This window comes from Curtobacterium sp. MCLR17_007, assembly GCF_003234655.2.
Taxonomy (GTDB): Bacteria; Actinomycetota; Actinomycetes; order Actinomycetales; family Microbacteriaceae; genus Curtobacterium.
Genome location: NZ_CP126271.1, coordinates 1,766,315 through 1,780,385, shown reverse-complemented (window position 1 = coordinate 1,780,385; position 14,071 = coordinate 1,766,315). Strand labels below are relative to the sequence as shown.

General features: G+C 69.9%; 16 protein-coding genes. 4 read left to right on the top strand and 12 right to left on the bottom strand.

Going from position 1 to position 14,071, the window contains the following annotated elements; all coding sequences use genetic code 11:
- Positions 1–36: 36 nt before the first annotated feature.
- Positions 37–837, bottom strand: coding sequence for an SDR family NAD(P)-dependent oxidoreductase (locus tag DEJ13_RS08470; protein ID WP_284158185.1), 801 nt, complete (start codon positions 835–837; stop codon positions 37–39).
- Between the two features lie 305 nt (positions 838–1,142).
- Between DEJ13_RS08470 and DEJ13_RS08465 the strand changes: the two genes are divergently transcribed.
- Positions 1,143–2,609, top strand: a complete 1,467-nt coding sequence (locus tag DEJ13_RS08465) for an MFS transporter (protein WP_284158184.1) — start codon at positions 1,143–1,145, stop codon at positions 2,607–2,609.
- 5 nt (positions 2,610–2,614) lie between these two features.
- Positions 2,615–3,457 (top strand): DNA-3-methyladenine glycosylase family protein, encoded by an 843-nt coding sequence (locus tag DEJ13_RS08460; protein ID WP_111107321.1) that lies wholly within the window; start codon positions 2,615–2,617, stop codon positions 3,455–3,457.
- A 134-nt stretch (positions 3,458–3,591) separates the two neighbouring features.
- Here DEJ13_RS08460 and DEJ13_RS08455 read toward each other — a convergent pair whose 3' ends face one another.
- Positions 3,592–3,891: a cell surface protein gene (locus tag DEJ13_RS08455; RefSeq protein WP_146245260.1), complete on the bottom strand. Its 300-nt coding sequence runs from the start codon at positions 3,889–3,891 to the stop codon at positions 3,592–3,594.
- 210 nt (positions 3,892–4,101) lie between these two features.
- On the opposite strand from DEJ13_RS08455, the gene DEJ13_RS08450 reads away from it, so the two are divergent.
- Positions 4,102–4,641: a hypothetical protein gene (locus DEJ13_RS08450; protein WP_111107323.1), complete on the top strand. Its 540-nt coding sequence runs from the start codon at positions 4,102–4,104 to the stop codon at positions 4,639–4,641.
- A 49-nt stretch (positions 4,642–4,690) separates the two neighbouring features.
- Here the strand turns inward: DEJ13_RS08450 and DEJ13_RS08445 are convergent, their stop codons facing one another.
- The gene (locus DEJ13_RS08445; RefSeq protein WP_111107324.1) at positions 4,691–5,497 is read right to left on the bottom strand and encodes a hypothetical protein; all 807 of its coding nucleotides are present in this window, start codon (positions 5,495–5,497) and stop codon (positions 4,691–4,693) included.
- A gap of 121 nt (positions 5,498–5,618) precedes the next feature.
- Between DEJ13_RS08445 and DEJ13_RS08440 the strand changes: the two genes are divergently transcribed.
- On the top strand, positions 5,619–5,828 hold the full coding sequence (locus DEJ13_RS08440; RefSeq protein WP_111107400.1) for a hypothetical protein: 210 nt from the start codon (positions 5,619–5,621) through the stop codon (positions 5,826–5,828).
- 73 nt (positions 5,829–5,901) lie between these two features.
- Here DEJ13_RS08440 and DEJ13_RS08435 read toward each other — a convergent pair whose 3' ends face one another.
- The 9 genes from DEJ13_RS08435 to fliG all read right to left on the bottom strand — a co-directional run bounded on the left by DEJ13_RS08435 (position 5,902) and on the right by fliG (position 14,070).
- Entirely contained in the window at positions 5,902–6,051 is a 150-nt protein-coding gene (locus tag DEJ13_RS08435; protein ID WP_156463515.1) for a hypothetical protein, read from the bottom strand.
- 747 nt (positions 6,052–6,798) lie between these two features.
- Complete coding sequence (locus DEJ13_RS08430; protein WP_111107325.1) at positions 6,799–7,974, bottom strand: flagellar hook protein FlgE; 1,176 nt, start codon at positions 7,972–7,974, stop codon at positions 6,799–6,801.
- Positions 7,975–8,024: 50 nt separating this feature from the next.
- Positions 8,025–8,456: a flagellar hook assembly protein FlgD gene (locus tag DEJ13_RS08425; protein ID WP_111107326.1), complete on the bottom strand. Its 432-nt coding sequence runs from the start codon at positions 8,454–8,456 to the stop codon at positions 8,025–8,027.
- A 25-nt stretch (positions 8,457–8,481) separates the two neighbouring features.
- Entirely contained in the window at positions 8,482–9,912 is a 1,431-nt protein-coding gene (locus tag DEJ13_RS08420; protein ID WP_146245261.1) for a flagellar hook-length control protein FliK, read from the bottom strand.
- Positions 9,909–10,637 carry a C40 family peptidase gene (locus tag DEJ13_RS08415; protein WP_111107328.1) on the bottom strand — a complete coding sequence of 243 codons (729 nt, stop codon included), beginning with the start codon at positions 10,635–10,637 and terminating at the stop codon, positions 9,909–9,911. Before DEJ13_RS08415 ends, DEJ13_RS08420 begins: the two co-directional genes overlap by 4 nt.
- Positions 10,634–11,065 (bottom strand): flagellar FliJ family protein, encoded by a 432-nt coding sequence (locus DEJ13_RS08410; protein WP_111107329.1) that lies wholly within the window; start codon positions 11,063–11,065, stop codon positions 10,634–10,636. The genes DEJ13_RS08415 and DEJ13_RS08410 overlap by 4 nt, the downstream gene beginning before the upstream one ends.
- Positions 11,065–12,393, bottom strand: a complete 1,329-nt coding sequence (locus DEJ13_RS08405; protein ID WP_111107330.1) for a FliI/YscN family ATPase — start codon at positions 12,391–12,393, stop codon at positions 11,065–11,067. Before DEJ13_RS08405 ends, DEJ13_RS08410 begins: the two co-directional genes overlap by 1 nt.
- Positions 12,390–13,055: a FliH/SctL family protein gene (locus tag DEJ13_RS08400; protein WP_146245262.1), complete on the bottom strand. Its 666-nt coding sequence runs from the start codon at positions 13,053–13,055 to the stop codon at positions 12,390–12,392. The genes DEJ13_RS08405 and DEJ13_RS08400 overlap by 4 nt, the downstream gene beginning before the upstream one ends.
- The gene (fliG, locus tag DEJ13_RS08395) at positions 13,048–14,070 is read right to left on the bottom strand and encodes a flagellar motor switch protein FliG (RefSeq protein ID WP_056124945.1); all 1,023 of its coding nucleotides are present in this window, start codon (positions 14,068–14,070) and stop codon (positions 13,048–13,050) included. The genes DEJ13_RS08400 and fliG overlap by 8 nt, the downstream gene beginning before the upstream one ends.
- Position 14,071 lies beyond the last annotated feature (1 nt).

The window sequence follows — 14,071 nt, the reverse complement described above, 5'->3', positions numbered from 1 at the left end:
TGAACGACGCGGGTGAGGGGCCTGTTCTCGATTCCCCTAGTGCCGATCGGCCGATGGGCGGACGGCGAGGTTGGAGGTGGTGTGCCCTCCGTCGACAGCCAGCGTCTGCCCGGTGACGAACGCGGCGGCCGAGCTCAGCAGGAACACCACCGCGTCGCCGACCTCGGCGCCGGTCCCAGTGCGGCCCAGGGGAACCGTTGCTCGGTACGTCTCGAACAAGACGCCGTCGCTGTGGGCGAGTTCGGTCGCCTCGGTGCGGGTCAGACCGGGCCGGACACCGTTCACACGGATGTTGCGGGGGCCGAGCTCTGCTGCCAAGGCGCGAGTGGCCGCATCGAGTGCTCCCTTCGCCGCCGCGTAGAGCGCCGTTGCCGGGCTGCCGACAGCAGACAATGTGGACGAGACGTTGACGATGCTCCCGCCTTCACGCATCACTGGCGCGGCCGCGCCGGCAAGCAGCAGCGGTGCGCGGACGTCGAGTGACATCGTCACGTCGATGTCACTCGCGCTGATCCGCTCGATCGGTGCGAAGTGCGCGGTGCCCGCGTTGTTGACCAACCCGTCGACCCGTCCATGGCGTTCCAGGGTCTGTGCGAGGACCTCGGTCGGCGCCGCCGGGTCGTTCAGGTCTGCCTGGATCCAGCTGGCAGCCTGCCCCAGCGTCGCGGCGTGCTCACGCAGTGCCTGACCGTTGCGGCCGACGAGGACGACTCGGGCTCCTGCTGCCGCGCAGCTGGCGCTGATCGCTGCGCCGAGGCCCTTGGAGCCTCCGGTGATGATGACGACCTGGTCGGTCAGTGGAGCGGCGGGAGACGAGGTGTGGGTGTGCATGCGCATGGCTGCTTCCTGTGCTTGGAACGCACGCCAGCCACCTCTCGCGACGTCAGTCGACGCAGAGTCGACGGGGCTGGATGCGAGGGTTTCCAGCCCCGGACCGCCCTTGCAGGGCGACCGCTTCACGAAGGTGAACGCGTTGATCGTATCGCTGACGAAGTGGTCTGCAGGTGAGCCGGCCGGGTTGAAGGCGGGGTATGCTGGGCGCCTGACCGATTCCCATCGGTGTGGTCGACCTGGTGCATCAGCCCAGGCGATCCGGGGCTGAAAACCTCCGGCGTTCCCAATCGAAGCCCGGAGGTTTTCCCATGTCGACGTCGTCGCGGACCGCGCTCAGCACATCCGCTTCTCCCAAGCGTTGGTGGGCGCTCGTCGTCCTCGCGCTCACCCAACTCGTCGTGGTGCTCGACGGCACGATCGTCACCATCGCGCTGCCGCAGGCGCAGCAGGAACTCGGCCTCACTGACCTGGAACGTCAGTGGGTCGTGACCGCCTATGCCCTCGCGTTCGGTGCGCTTCTGCTCTTGGGCGGTCGGGTCGCGGACTACTGGGGTCGCAAGCGCACCTTCTTGGTCGGGATGCTCGGTTTCGGTGCGGCTTCCGCGTTCGGCGGCCTCGCCCAGAACGGCACCGAGCTGATCGTCGCTCGCGGTCTGCAGGGCGTCTTCGCAGCCCTGCTCGCCCCGGCTGCTCTGGCTCTGCTGACCGTGACCTTCCCGAGCGGGCGGGAGCGGAACACCGCCTTCGCGGTCTTCGGAGCGGTCGCGGGCGCTGGTGCGGCGGTCGGACTCGTGCTCGGCGGTGTGCTCACCGAGTTCGCCGACTGGCGTTGGTGCTTGCTCGTGAACGTGTTCTTCGTGGTCGTGGGACTCGTCGGCGGGATGCTGCTGGTGACGGAGTCCCAGACCGCAGGCAACAACCGTTACGACCTGATCGGGGCCGTCACGGTCACGATCGGGCTGGGTTCGCTGGTGTACGGGTTCAGCCTCGCCGAGCAGGGCTGGGGCCAGATCCAGACGGTCGGGTTCCTCGCCCTGGGTGCCGGTCTGCTGGTGCTCTTCGTGGTCATCGAGAGCCGTGTGGCGCAGCCGTTGCTGCCGCTCCGGGTCGTCGCCGACTCGGTTCGCGGTGGCGCGTTCCTGGTCCAGATGATCGTCGGCAGCGTGATGATCGGGGCCATGCTCTACGTGTCGTTCCACCTGCAGATCGTGCTGGGGATGGACCCGCTGCTCGCCGGCCTGGCGACGCTGCCGATCACGCTGAGCATCATGGTCATGGTGCCGGTGGCGACGAAGCTGCTGTCCACCATCGGCCCGCGCCCCATGATGATCGGCGGACCGCTGGTCTCCGCCGTCGGCCTCGCCTACCTCAGCCGTGTCACTGCCGATGGCTCGTACCTGGTGCAGGTGCTGCCGGCGTTGATCGTGCTGGGTCTCGGCATGGCGTTCGTCTTCGTCCCGCTGCAGAACCTCGCGCTGACGGGTGTCGAGCCGCAAGACGCCGGCGCTGCCTCGGCCACGCTGAACTCGGCGTTGCAGATCGGTGGGTCGATCGGTCTGTCGGTCTTCACCGCCCTCTACGCCGCACGCGTGGCCGACTTCGGCGCCGGCGGGTCACAACTTGACGCGTTCACCAGCGGGTACTCCGTCGCGTTCCTCGCTGCGGCGATCGGACTGGTGCTCGCATCGATCATCGCGGCCGTGTTCATCCGTGGTTCGAAGTCCGAGCTGCTGCCCCAGGTGTCCGACACCGAGGCAGCGGTGTACGTGCACTGAGCGCCGTGTCGCGACTCGAGACGGTCCACGACGTCGTCGGGCCCTGGTCGCTCGCCACCAGCAGGCGGTTCTGGGAGGGCTTCACCCCCGGCAGGCTCGCGTCCCAGACGCAGGCACCGGGCATCCACACCACCTTCCTGTGCGACACCGACTGGCAGCGGGTGGACTCCGTCATCACCCAAGACGGGCCGTCCGTCCGCATCGTGGTCGATGGCACCGGGGATCTGGATGCCGCGACCGACCAGGTCCGCCGGCTGCTGTCGATCGACATCGACGGACGCAGCTGGCCCGACGTCGCGATGCGCGACGGGGTCATCGCGGAGGCGCAGGCGCAGCTCCGTGGCTTCCGTCCGTGCGGCTTCTTCTCGCCCTACGAGGCCGCCGTCTGGTCGGTGCTGTCGCAACGCCTGCAAATCCGGCAGGCGGCCGCGATCAAGACACGGCTCACACAGCAGCTCGGCGACGACGGAGCCTTCCCGTCTCCTGCCGCGCTGTTCGCGGAATCACTGGTCCTGCCCGGACGCAAGGCGGAGTACCTGCACGCGATCGCCGAGGCCGCGCTCGACGGCAGACTCTCCGGCTCGTTCCTCCGATCGATGCCGTCGGCTGAGGCGTTCGTGCAGGTGCAGGGCATCCTGGGGATGGGACCGTTCTCGGCCGAGCTCGTGGTGATTCGCGGCGCGAACTTCCCCGACGTGCTGCCACACCACGAAGGCAAGCTGAGCGACGAAATCACGAGACGCTACGGAACCTATCGCTCCTTCGATGAGATCACCGAGGCGTGGAAGCCGTATCGCTCCTGGGCCACGGTGCACCTGCGCGCGCTGCGAGCCGCAGAGGGCAGATGATCCTTCCGCGTAACCGCATCGGAACGTCGATTGGGACGCGACCACGACACGGAGCGAAGCTGCTCGTAAACGTCTCGTCGTCAGCCGTTACGCGGGGTCGACATCGAGCGCGACCCGTCTCGGTAGCCGATCCGCTACTGAGACAGGGTGAGGCGCCTCCGGCGCGAGCGCAGCAACAGCGCGATACCCACGACGTCGAGCATCACGAGTAGAACGATCGCGGCGTGGGCACTCAACCACAGCGCCGCGTCATGCGGGAGTAATTGTGACGGATCGAATGCCCCAGTCACTTCCGATCGTTCTGCTGCCCAGTCATTGGCTACTGAGTACAAGGCGAAGAAGCTCACGAGCACCACGTTGAACAGAGCGGCGAGCACCCATGCCATCACAACGAGGGCACGAGGAAGGGGTACGGGCGCGCTGACCTGACTCATCCCGACACAATACGAGCGCACCATTACGTCCCGGTCGCAGAGCGCCCCCAGCGCGATGAACGTTTTCGAAAGCTCCCTGCGCCAGCCATGAGACTAACTGGTGCCGTCCGCCCGGGGATCGGTTGCCGAGACGAGGTTGGGTTGCCGGCGGTCGGTCGCAGATGCCAACCTTCTGCTGTGTCTGACTTGGATTGGTTCCCACGGGTCAGAATGGCAGATGCGCAGGATGCGCTATTTGTGCGGCAACTCCGTCAGCACGCAACGGGTTGGCAGCGGCTCGGCCTGAGCGCGGAGCAGTCCGTCGCGCTCGAGATCGCCGTGCCGTTCGTAGGCGTTGAACTCCCTCACCTGACGACTGATCTCCGATGGCTGTGGGTCACATTCACGCACGACGACGGCGGCTTCGTCGCCGAGTGCCGCTGGGGAGACGAGAAGCACTACGACGACGTCGGGCCAATCGACGGGAACCTCGATGTGCTCGAACCTGCCGGAGAGCACGGCGCCAAGCGCACCGCCGATCGTGTCTCTCAGTGGATCGCGCAGCAGGCGGAACGCATCGTTCGCCGTGATGACTGGGGTTGGCCGCTGCGCTTAACCCGGTGGGTCTTCCTCGACTCCGGGAAGGACCTTGACCGTTCGCACCTAGTGCCCCGCGCGGGCGGCAGAGCGCCGGTCCGAAGCAGCTTGGAAGGGTTCATGGCGGGAGACGATCAGCCGCCGTGCCCGGAGGACGTCAGCTTCGGCAGCTAGCCCTGCAACCCGTCACGGTCGACGATCCCTCACCGGGCGTCTGGTCGTCTCAGAGCCCTGGTGTCGGGTGTCGGCGGGGGTTGAGGAGATCGCCGTCCCAGCTCAGGTCGTCATCTTCGTGCACCTCGAAGGCTTCGAAGTGTGCGTCCGCGACGATGCTGTCGACGAGTGTGCGTGAGCCGGCGACGATCGTCGAGTCCCAGTCTTCCTCGGAAGCGACGACCCAAGTGTGATCCTCGGGCCAGATCAGCGACGTGTATGGCCCTTCCTGTCCGTAGCGGCTGCATTGCCATCCAGGCACGGTGCGGTGCGCCCACGTCGGGTCCGCAAGCTCGCAAAGGCTTGAGCTGAACAACCACATGTCCCGACCGGGCCAGGGCATCTGCATGAGAGCGCGCGCGCGTGCTCCCACCCCCTCGGCCCAGGGCGGGTTGCCGGTGCCTTCCCACGCTCCGATGACCAGGTCGTCCGGGGTCCGTGTCGCGGCCCGCAGGTGCGTGGTCAGGACCGCGAGATCCTCCGGGTCGAACCACCCATCGTCGGACTGACCAACCCTCCACCCATCCGACCAGTCCTTGGTCTGCTCTTCGTCAGTGATGCGCCACCACTGCACAAGGGAATGCATCACCCGGCCGTTGCGGCGCGCGACCTCAGCCCACCGCCAACGCGTGTGCTCAACATCTACGGGATTGCCCCAATCGTCGACCGCGTTCGGTCTAATTCGGTGCGCATCCACCGGGTGCAGCAGCCGCACGTACGCCTCGAAGCCCGTGCCAGCGACACCGCCGACAGTCGCCCATCGGCCGGCGCGCTCGACAAGCCACGCACCGCGGACGGCCTCGGTCAGCAGAATCACCCGGTCAGCATGGCACGGCAGCCGCGGGTGTCTCCCGCGAAGCAGTTCCAGTTGCCGACCGGCAATCGGACCGGCGCATTCGGCGCTCGAGGGCACAGCTATGGTCGGGAGCGTGGAGCGTATGGATTGGACGATCAACCACTTCTCGCAGAGCAACCCCGCAGGCGAAGGGCAAGGAGATGTTGCTGCCCTGCTGCGGCGAGTTGCGCAGACCATCGATGATCTCGGCGATGTGTCGATCGAGGACATGACGTTTGCGAGCAGCGTGACCGATGGGGAGAACGACCTTGCGATGACTGTCTACTACCACCTCGAGCCCCGCCGGCGCTGACCAGATGGGAAGCCCCTCGCGGCGTCCCGATAACCGATCCCCCCGGTGGGACGGGGTTCAACACAGACGAGGATCAACCTCGTGGACGCCGCACGATCCCCAGGACGACGCAGGCAAGGCCAGCGACGAGCGCGACGACCAGCACCACGAAACTCACCCCATGAATCGTCGGATTGATGATCCACACAAGCAGCGCGAACGCGATCACGACGACACCGGTCACGGTGAGACTCCGAGCAGACATGTGGCGAGTCAATCAGGACGGGTGCCGTCCCGATAGCCGGTCGTTGGCCGGTCGCGTCAGCGCCCAGAGCAATCCCGCAGAGATCTTCTGTCGCACATAGGTGGTCCGGAACGATTCTCAATGCGGGTGCGTCATACGGCCGCGCCGAGTCAGTGCTTCTTCGTTCGATCTGTCCCGCGGGTCATCGTCGTTCGGATCGTCGGGTGCCGCTGAATCCGTTCCCACTGGAGGAAACAGCACGCGGCGAGGCCGTCTGCGAGCTTGATCAGCCGCTGTCGCTGTGAGCCTGATTCCAGCTGCCGGACAGGCTCCTCCGCCGCGACGACGCAGTCGCGAGGAAGCATCACGCGAAACGCGGTCTGGATGGGAGCGGGCCGTCACGAAGACCGCGAGATGGGTTCCGAGGAGTTCAGTGAGCACAGAACTCCGGCTCGGCAGGTCCCGCCGAAGGTCGTACCCGGCGTCGGCAATGAACCAGAGCCGGTTGCGGACGTCGTTCAGTCTGTCGCTTCGTCGGCGACGACCTCGAACGGGACGTCGAGGCAGCGCGCGCTGTTGGTCGACCATGACGAGCACGATGCCGCAGCCATCAGGACCGCTGTCCTGCGCGCCGCCTGAGCCGGGGACCTCGCATGACCGGAGGCGCGGTGCCAGCCGGCACCGCGCCTCCTGTCGGTCCGACCGTCGCCGCAACGACCGCAGCGACCCTCCCCGCAACGACCGCGACTACCGCTTCAGGTTCGTCAGCTCCTGCAGCACCTCGTCCGAGGTGGTGATGATGCGCGCGTTCGCCTGGAAGCCGCGCTGCGCGACGATCAGGTTCGTGAACTCCTGCGACAGGTCCACGTTCGACATCTCGAGCGTGCCGGCCGCGAGTGAACCGATGCCGGCCGACCCGGGGACGCCGACCTGCGCCTGGCCGGAGTTGGCCGTGGCGCGGTACCCCGACGCCCCGGTCTTCTCGAGCCCGGCCGGGTTGGCGAAGGTGGCCAGGGCGATGCGGCCGAGCGCCATCGAGGAGCCGTTCGAGAACGTGCCCATAACGGTGCCGTCCTTCGAGATGGTGTAGTTCTGCAGCGAGCCGGCCTCGTGGCCGTTCTGCGACGCGATCGAGGCGGTGTTCAGCGACGCGAAGCCGGACAGCTGCGTCATGTCGACCGTGATGCCGCCGACCGCCAGGGTCGCACCGGCGGTGATCTTGCCGTCCGCGCCGAAGGTGATGTTCCCGGTGGCCGAGGTGCCCTGACCGTTCGACGCGGCGACGGACCAGCCGCCCGGGGTGCGCGTGTACGCCAGGGACAGCGTGTGCTTCGTGCCGTACTGGTCGTACACGGTCGCGTCGCGGTTGATCGTCTCGTTGACCGCGGTGTCCGAGGGCAGGTTGCCCGCGACGGTCGCCGAGGTGGTGGCGGTGGCGGGCGCTGCGGCCTGCAGCGGCAGGGTGATGTCAGAGAGCGCTCCCCCGTCGTTCACGACGCCGTTCTGGGCCGAGTAGCCCTGCACGATCTTGCCGTCGGAGCTGACGAGTCGACCGTTCGCGTCGAAGTCGAACGCACCGGCGCGGCTGTAGACGGTGTCGTTGCCGAGCCGGGTCACGAAGAAGCCGTCGCCCGAGATCATCAGGTCGGTGGCCTTGCCCGTGGCCTGTGCCGAGCCCTGCGCGAAGTTGGTGGAGACACCGGCGACCTGCACGCCCAGGCCGATCTGGGCCGGGTTGGTGCCGCCGATGCCGGTCTGCGGTCCGCCGGCACCCTGGGTCATCTGCGACAGGGTGTCCTGGAAGACGGTGGTCGAGGCCTTGAAGCCGACGGTGTTGACGTTGGCGATGTTGTTGCCCGTGACGTCGAGCATCTCCTGGTGGGAGCGGAGTCCGGAGATCCCGGAGTAGAGCGAGCGGAGCATGGGGTGTTCCTTCCAGAACGAGACAGTGGTGAGAGAGAGCGAAGGGGAGGTCAGGCGGTCTTGATACCGGAGATCACGTCGAGATCGACCTCCTTCCCGTTCACGGTGACGGTCGGCACGCTCTGCGCGTAGGACACGGCCGATGCGGTCCCGGTGACGGCTGCCCCCGAGGTCGCGTCCGTGTAGCTGACCTGCTTGCCGACGAGGTTCGCGGCAGCGATGCGCATCTGCAGCGAGAAGTTCTCGTTCCCCGTCGTGGTCTGGTTGGTGATCTGCTCCATCATCGCGAGCTGCGTCTGCTGGCTGATCATCTGGTTGGTGTCCATCGGCGAGGACGGGTCCTGGTTCTGCAGCTGCGTGACGAGCAGCTTCATGAAGACCTCGGAGTCCATCGTCTGGGACTTCTTCGTCGTGGCGTTCGCAGCGAGGGCGGCGGCCTGTGTGGCCTGGTCGACGCTGCCGGTGATCCCGTCGAGGGGCATGGTGGGTTCCTTGTCGTGATCCGGGTCAGGCGAGGACGTCGAGTCCCGCGGTGCGGACTGGGGTGGTGGTGGACGGAGTGGGCGGGGCGCTGGTGGGTCGGTCCTCCCGGTCGGCCGGCGCGGCTGCCGGGCCGGCGGTCGGGCGTCCGTCGCGGGCGGCGGACTGGCCGGCCGACTGCCCCGGGTGGTTCTGCGAGGACAGGTCGAGGGTGGTCGAGACGGCGCTGCCCTCGCGCCGCAGGTCCGGCAGGACCTGCCGCACGGCGTCGCGCCCCGCGTCCGAGGCCGCGAACAGCTCGACGTGCATGCCGTGCGCGGTCACGTGGGCGCGGACAGTGACCGGACCGAGGCTGTCCGGCACGACCTGCACCGTGACGACGTGCTCGCCCGGGCCGGCCTGCGCGAGTGCGAACACGGGGCGCGCGAGCTGCTGGGTGAGCGGGGCCGGCGCGGCGGGGGCCGTCGGCTGCGCCGCTGTGGTGGCCGGGGCCGCCGTCGAGCCCTGGACGGTCGGCAGTGCGAAGGGAACGTCCGACGTCGTGGCCGCCGGGGACGTCGCAGCCTGGAGGCTCGGCTCGCCCTGGGCAGGTCCGGGCGCGCCGGCGACGCGGCGGGGCTGGAGTGCCGTGGTCGTGGCGGCCGTCGCGGTCGCGGTCGTCGTCGGGGCCGTCGCGGTCGTCCTCGTCGTCCCGATCACCGCGGCGGACGGGGTTGCCGACGTCGTGGCCGACGCAGCGGTCGTTCCCGGGCTGGTGGTCGTGGTCGAGCTCGCACTCGTGCTCGTGCTCGTGCTCGCCGATGCTCGGTCCACGGGGCGGTCCGAGGTCGTCACGACTCGCGTTCCCTCCGCGGCGGCGGAAGTGGAAGCGCCAGCGACGACGGCTGTCGGCGCAACGGCGGCGGCCGCCGGTCCCGTGCCGGTGCTCGCCGCGTCTCGGCCCGTCGCGCTGTCCTCGGCCGGTGCAGCGTGCGAGGCGCCAGCCGGAGCGACACCCGGCGCACCGGGACCCGTGGCGATCGGGTCCTGGGCAACCCGGGTGCCCGAGGTCGACGGAGCAGGCGTGGTGTCCGCCTGTGCGGCAGGCAGAGCGGCGGTGCTGGCACCGACAGTGGGTGCGGCGGCGGCAGTGGCCGGCGCGGGAACACCAGCAGCAGTCGGCGCGGGAGCACCGGCAGCAGTCGCTGCGGCCGATCCGAGCAGCGCGGCCAGCCCGGCGAGCTGCGCGGCGGACGCTGCCGACGCCGCCGGGTCATGGGCGGACGCGAGGGCCGTGTCGGTCGTGTCGGTGGGCGCGCCCTTCCGCGGCGCACCCTGCTGCTCCGGGGACCCGGTGTCGACCGCGGTCATCGCCGCGATGAAGTCGGCCGCCGACGCGGCCGGGTCGGCGGCCGGCGCGGTCCCGGCACGACCCGACGGTGCGGGTGTGCTCGGGGCGATGGTCATCGTGGGGCTCATGCCGCGCTCCCCGACTGCATCAGGGACATCAGCGCCGCGGTCTGCAGGTCGGTTCCGGATCCGCCGACTCCGACGGTCGACGCCGCCTTCGTGGCGGCGGCCTCCTGGGCGGACGGGACGATGCGCCGGATGGTGGCGATGTCTGAGTCCTTGTACCAGTTGTCGACGATCCGGACGTCCTTGCCCGGACGCGGGGCGTGCAGCACCTTGCCGTCGCCGACGTAGATGACGACGTGCCCCTCGCCCTTCGGGATGATGAGGTCGCCGGGCTGCGCCTGCGCCAGGGACGGCACTGCGACGCCCATCTTCGCCTGGTCCGGCACGACCCGGGGCATGGTCACGCCGAGGTCCTTGAACACGGTCTGCACCAGGCCCGAGCAGTCCATGCCCGCCGTCGTGGTGCCGCCGAAGACGTACGGCACGCCGAGGTACTTCTTCGCGTCGGCCACGACGTCGTCGCCGGTTTTCCCGCTGCCGGTCGCGACGGTGCCCTTGCCGGCGTCCACGGACGTTGCGGGCGCTGCCGACGGGGTGCCGGCTGCGCCGCCGGCGGTCACACCGGACCCCGTCGCCGCGCCGCCGGTCGCGGCCATGGTCGCGTCGAACGCGGACGACGATGCAGCCGCCGCGGCAGCAGACGACGACGCGCGTGTCCCGCCACTCTGCAGGGTGTCGATCTGGGAGCGGATCTCGGAGATCCGGCTCAGGACGGCTTCCAGGCTCATCGGGTCCCCCCTTCGGTGCGGCTGCGTGCCGCGATCTCGTCGAGTGCGTTCTGTTCGGTGCGGAGTGCCTCGGCCGTCGTGCGGACCGTGTGCTGCTCCTCGAGCTTCTCGAGCCCCAGGGCCGATCGGCGTGCGGTGTTGTACTCGCCCTGGGCACGGTCGACGTCGGCGCGGCGGTGTTCGACGACCGCGTCGAGTTCGCGGAGCATCCCCCGGGTGGCAGCCCGGGCGGCGGCGACGGCGCTGAGCGTGGCGGCGTCCTCGATCGGCATCGCGGTGCCCGAGTCCTGCAGCGTGCGGCGGGCGGCGATGCGGGCGTCGGCAGCCTCGCGGGCACGGTCGTTCGCGGTCGCCAGGCTCGCGGCGGCACGGTCCTGCTCGGCGTGCCGCAGTCGCAGGAGCCCGGCCAGCGGGAACCGGCGCGCCATCAGGCACCCCCGAGCTGACGGACCAGACCGTCGAGCAGCTGCCAGGACCCGGCGGCGGTGGCCCGCTCGTCCATGCCCTGCCGCAGGAACGCGTCGATCGCGTCCTGGTGGTCGACCGCGGCGTCGACGAGCGGGTTCGACCCCCGCTGGTAGGCGCCCACGTCGAGCAGGTCCTGCGCGGCCTTCCGGGCGGCCATCACCTTCCGGAGCGCCGTCGCCGCAGCGCGCTGCTCGGACGACGTGACCTTCGACGCCACGCGAGAGATGGACCCGAGCGCGTCGACGGACGGGAAGTGCCCAGTCACGGCGAGCTTCCGGTCGAGCACGACGTGTCCGTCGAGGATGCTGCGCGCCGCGTCGGCGATCGGCTCGTTGTGGTCGTCGCCGTCGACGAGCACGGTGTAGATGCCCGTGATGCTGCCGACACGGTCGGTCCCGGCACGCTCCAGCAGCCCGGCGAGCACTGAGAACGTCGACGGCGGGTAGCCCCGGGTGGCCGGCGGTTCCCCGACGGACAGCCCGATCTCGCGCTGGGCCATCGCGACGCGGGTCAGCGAGTCCATCATGAGCACGACGTCCTGCCCGGCATCGCGGAACGACTCGGCGATGCGCGTCGCGACGAACGCGGCGCGCAGGCGCATGAGCGCGGGCTCGTCGGACGTCGACACGACGACGATCGAACGTGCGAGGCCCTCGGCCCCCAGGTCGTCCTCGAGGAACTCGCGCACCTCGCGGCCACGCTCCCCGACGAGTGCGATGACGTTGACGGCCGCGTCGCTCCCCCGCGCGATCATCGACAGCAGCGAGGACTTGCCGACACCGGAGCCGGCGAACAGGCCCATGCGCTGTCCGCGTCCGACGGTCGTGAGCGTGTCGAGCACGCGCACACCGAGCTGCATCGGCGTGCCGATCCGCGTGCGTGCCATGGCGTTCGGGGTGGCGTGGTCGAGCTCCACCCAGGCGTCGGCGTCGAGCGGCCCGCGGTCGTCGATCGGTCGGCCGAGCCCGTCGAGCACGCGTCCGAACAGCCCGCGTCCGGTCGGCACCAGCACCGGTCGACCGGTCGGACGCGCCGGCATGCCCGCGGTCACCCCGGTCAGTCGACCGAGCGGCATGCAGCGCACACCGGCGGCGTCGGTGGCGACGACCTCGACCGCGGTCTGCGGTCCGTCCTCGCGGCCGACCAGCACGACCTCGCCGACACTGACGTCGAGCCCGGCCACGGTCAATCCCAGGCCCACGGCACTCGTGACGACCCCGACACGCTGCGGCGCGGCCAGGGCCACGGCGGCGTCGAGTCCGCGGGGACGGAGCAGGGTCGCGGTCACGCGCTGACCCCCAGTGCGTCCTTCGCGCGGGCGAGCGCGGCGGCGATCCGGGCGTCGAGCACGCCGTCCGGCAGGTCCACGACGGCGTCGCCGTCGGACAGTGCGGGGTCGGCGCGGACCGCGACCGGCAGCGCGAGGTGCGCGACGGCGGCCGCGTCCGCCGGGCTGAGCCGGACGGCGATGGCGACGGCGTGGTCGACCAGGGCGAGGGCACGGCGAACCGTCGCCTCGGCGCCGGAGCCGACCCGGTCCTCCCGTCCGTCGACGGCCGTCCCGTCCGGTTCTCGACCATCACCATCCGCGGACACCGGACGGGAGGCACGGATCGCGTACCCGACGGCAGCCTCGGCGAGCTCCATGGCGGCCTCGACCACCGACTGCTCGGCGGATTCGAGCACCGGCACGGTGCGTGCGACGAGCGCGTCCGTCATCGCTCCGAGCACCGCGAGGCGTCGCGACGACTCGGCCTCGAGCTGCGCCGTGCGCTGCGCGTGCACGGCCTCGAGCTCGGCACGCAGCGCCTCGGTCTCGGCGTGTGCGGCGCGGAGCCCCGCGGCGTACCCGGCCGCGTGTCCACGTACCTCGGCGCTGGCGACGCGGTGCTGCATCCCCGTGTCGGCGACGACGGGGAACGCGAGCGGGGCGAAGGTGGTGTCAGTCAACGAGCTCGTCCTCCTCGGCGCGGTGGACGGTGATGACGCCCTGGGCCTCGAGTTCGCGCACGGAGCGGACGACCTCGGCACGGGCCTCCTCGACCTGCGACACGCGGACCGGGCCCATCGCCTGGATCTCGTCGTCGAGCAGCGAGCGGTTGCGCTCCGAGACGTTGGCGCGGATGGTCTCGACCACCGGCCCGGCGGCGCCCTTCATGGCGGTCGCCAGGATCTTCGAGTCGATGCCGCGCAGCACCTGCTGGATGTCCCGCGACTCGAGCTTGACGATGTCCTCGAAGGTGAGCATCCGCGACCGGATGTCCTCGGCGAGCTCCGGGTCGCGCGCCTCGAGTCCGTCCAGCACGGCCTTCTCGGTCGCGACGTCCGAGCGGTTGATGATGTCGACCAGCGGCGCGATGCCACCGACGACCTCGACGCTCTCCCGGGGCGAGACGACGGCGCCGGCACGCTGCCGGAGCACACCCGCGACGATCCCGACGGCTTCGGGGGTCGCGCTGCCCATCGTGGCGAACGCCTGCGCGACGTCGGTGCGGACGCGGTCGTCGACCCCGGCGAGCACGGCGCTGGCCTGGCCCGGCTGCAGGTGGGCGAGCACGAGCGCGATCGTCTGCGGTAGTTCGCCCTCGAGCAGCGTGACGACCTGCCCGGGCTCGGCGTCGTCGAGGAAGTCGAAGGACTGTCCGGCCAGGTTCGAGGCGAGCCGGTCCATCACGCCGGCGGCACGCTCGGACCCGAACGCGGCGTCGAGCAGGCCGAGCGCGGTGTCCTTGCCGCCGCGGCGCTGCGTGCGACCAGTCTTCGTCATCCGGTGGAACTCGGTGATCGTGGCGTCGACCACGGTGTCCTCGACCCGGCGCATCCGGACGATCTCGGCGGAGATCTCCTCGGCCTCGAGCTCGGAGAACTGCTTCATCACCTCGGCGGCGCGGTCGGTCTCCATCTGCATGAGGATCAGCGCGACCTTCTGCGCACCGCTGAGGGACCGCTCGCCCGGGGTCGCCATC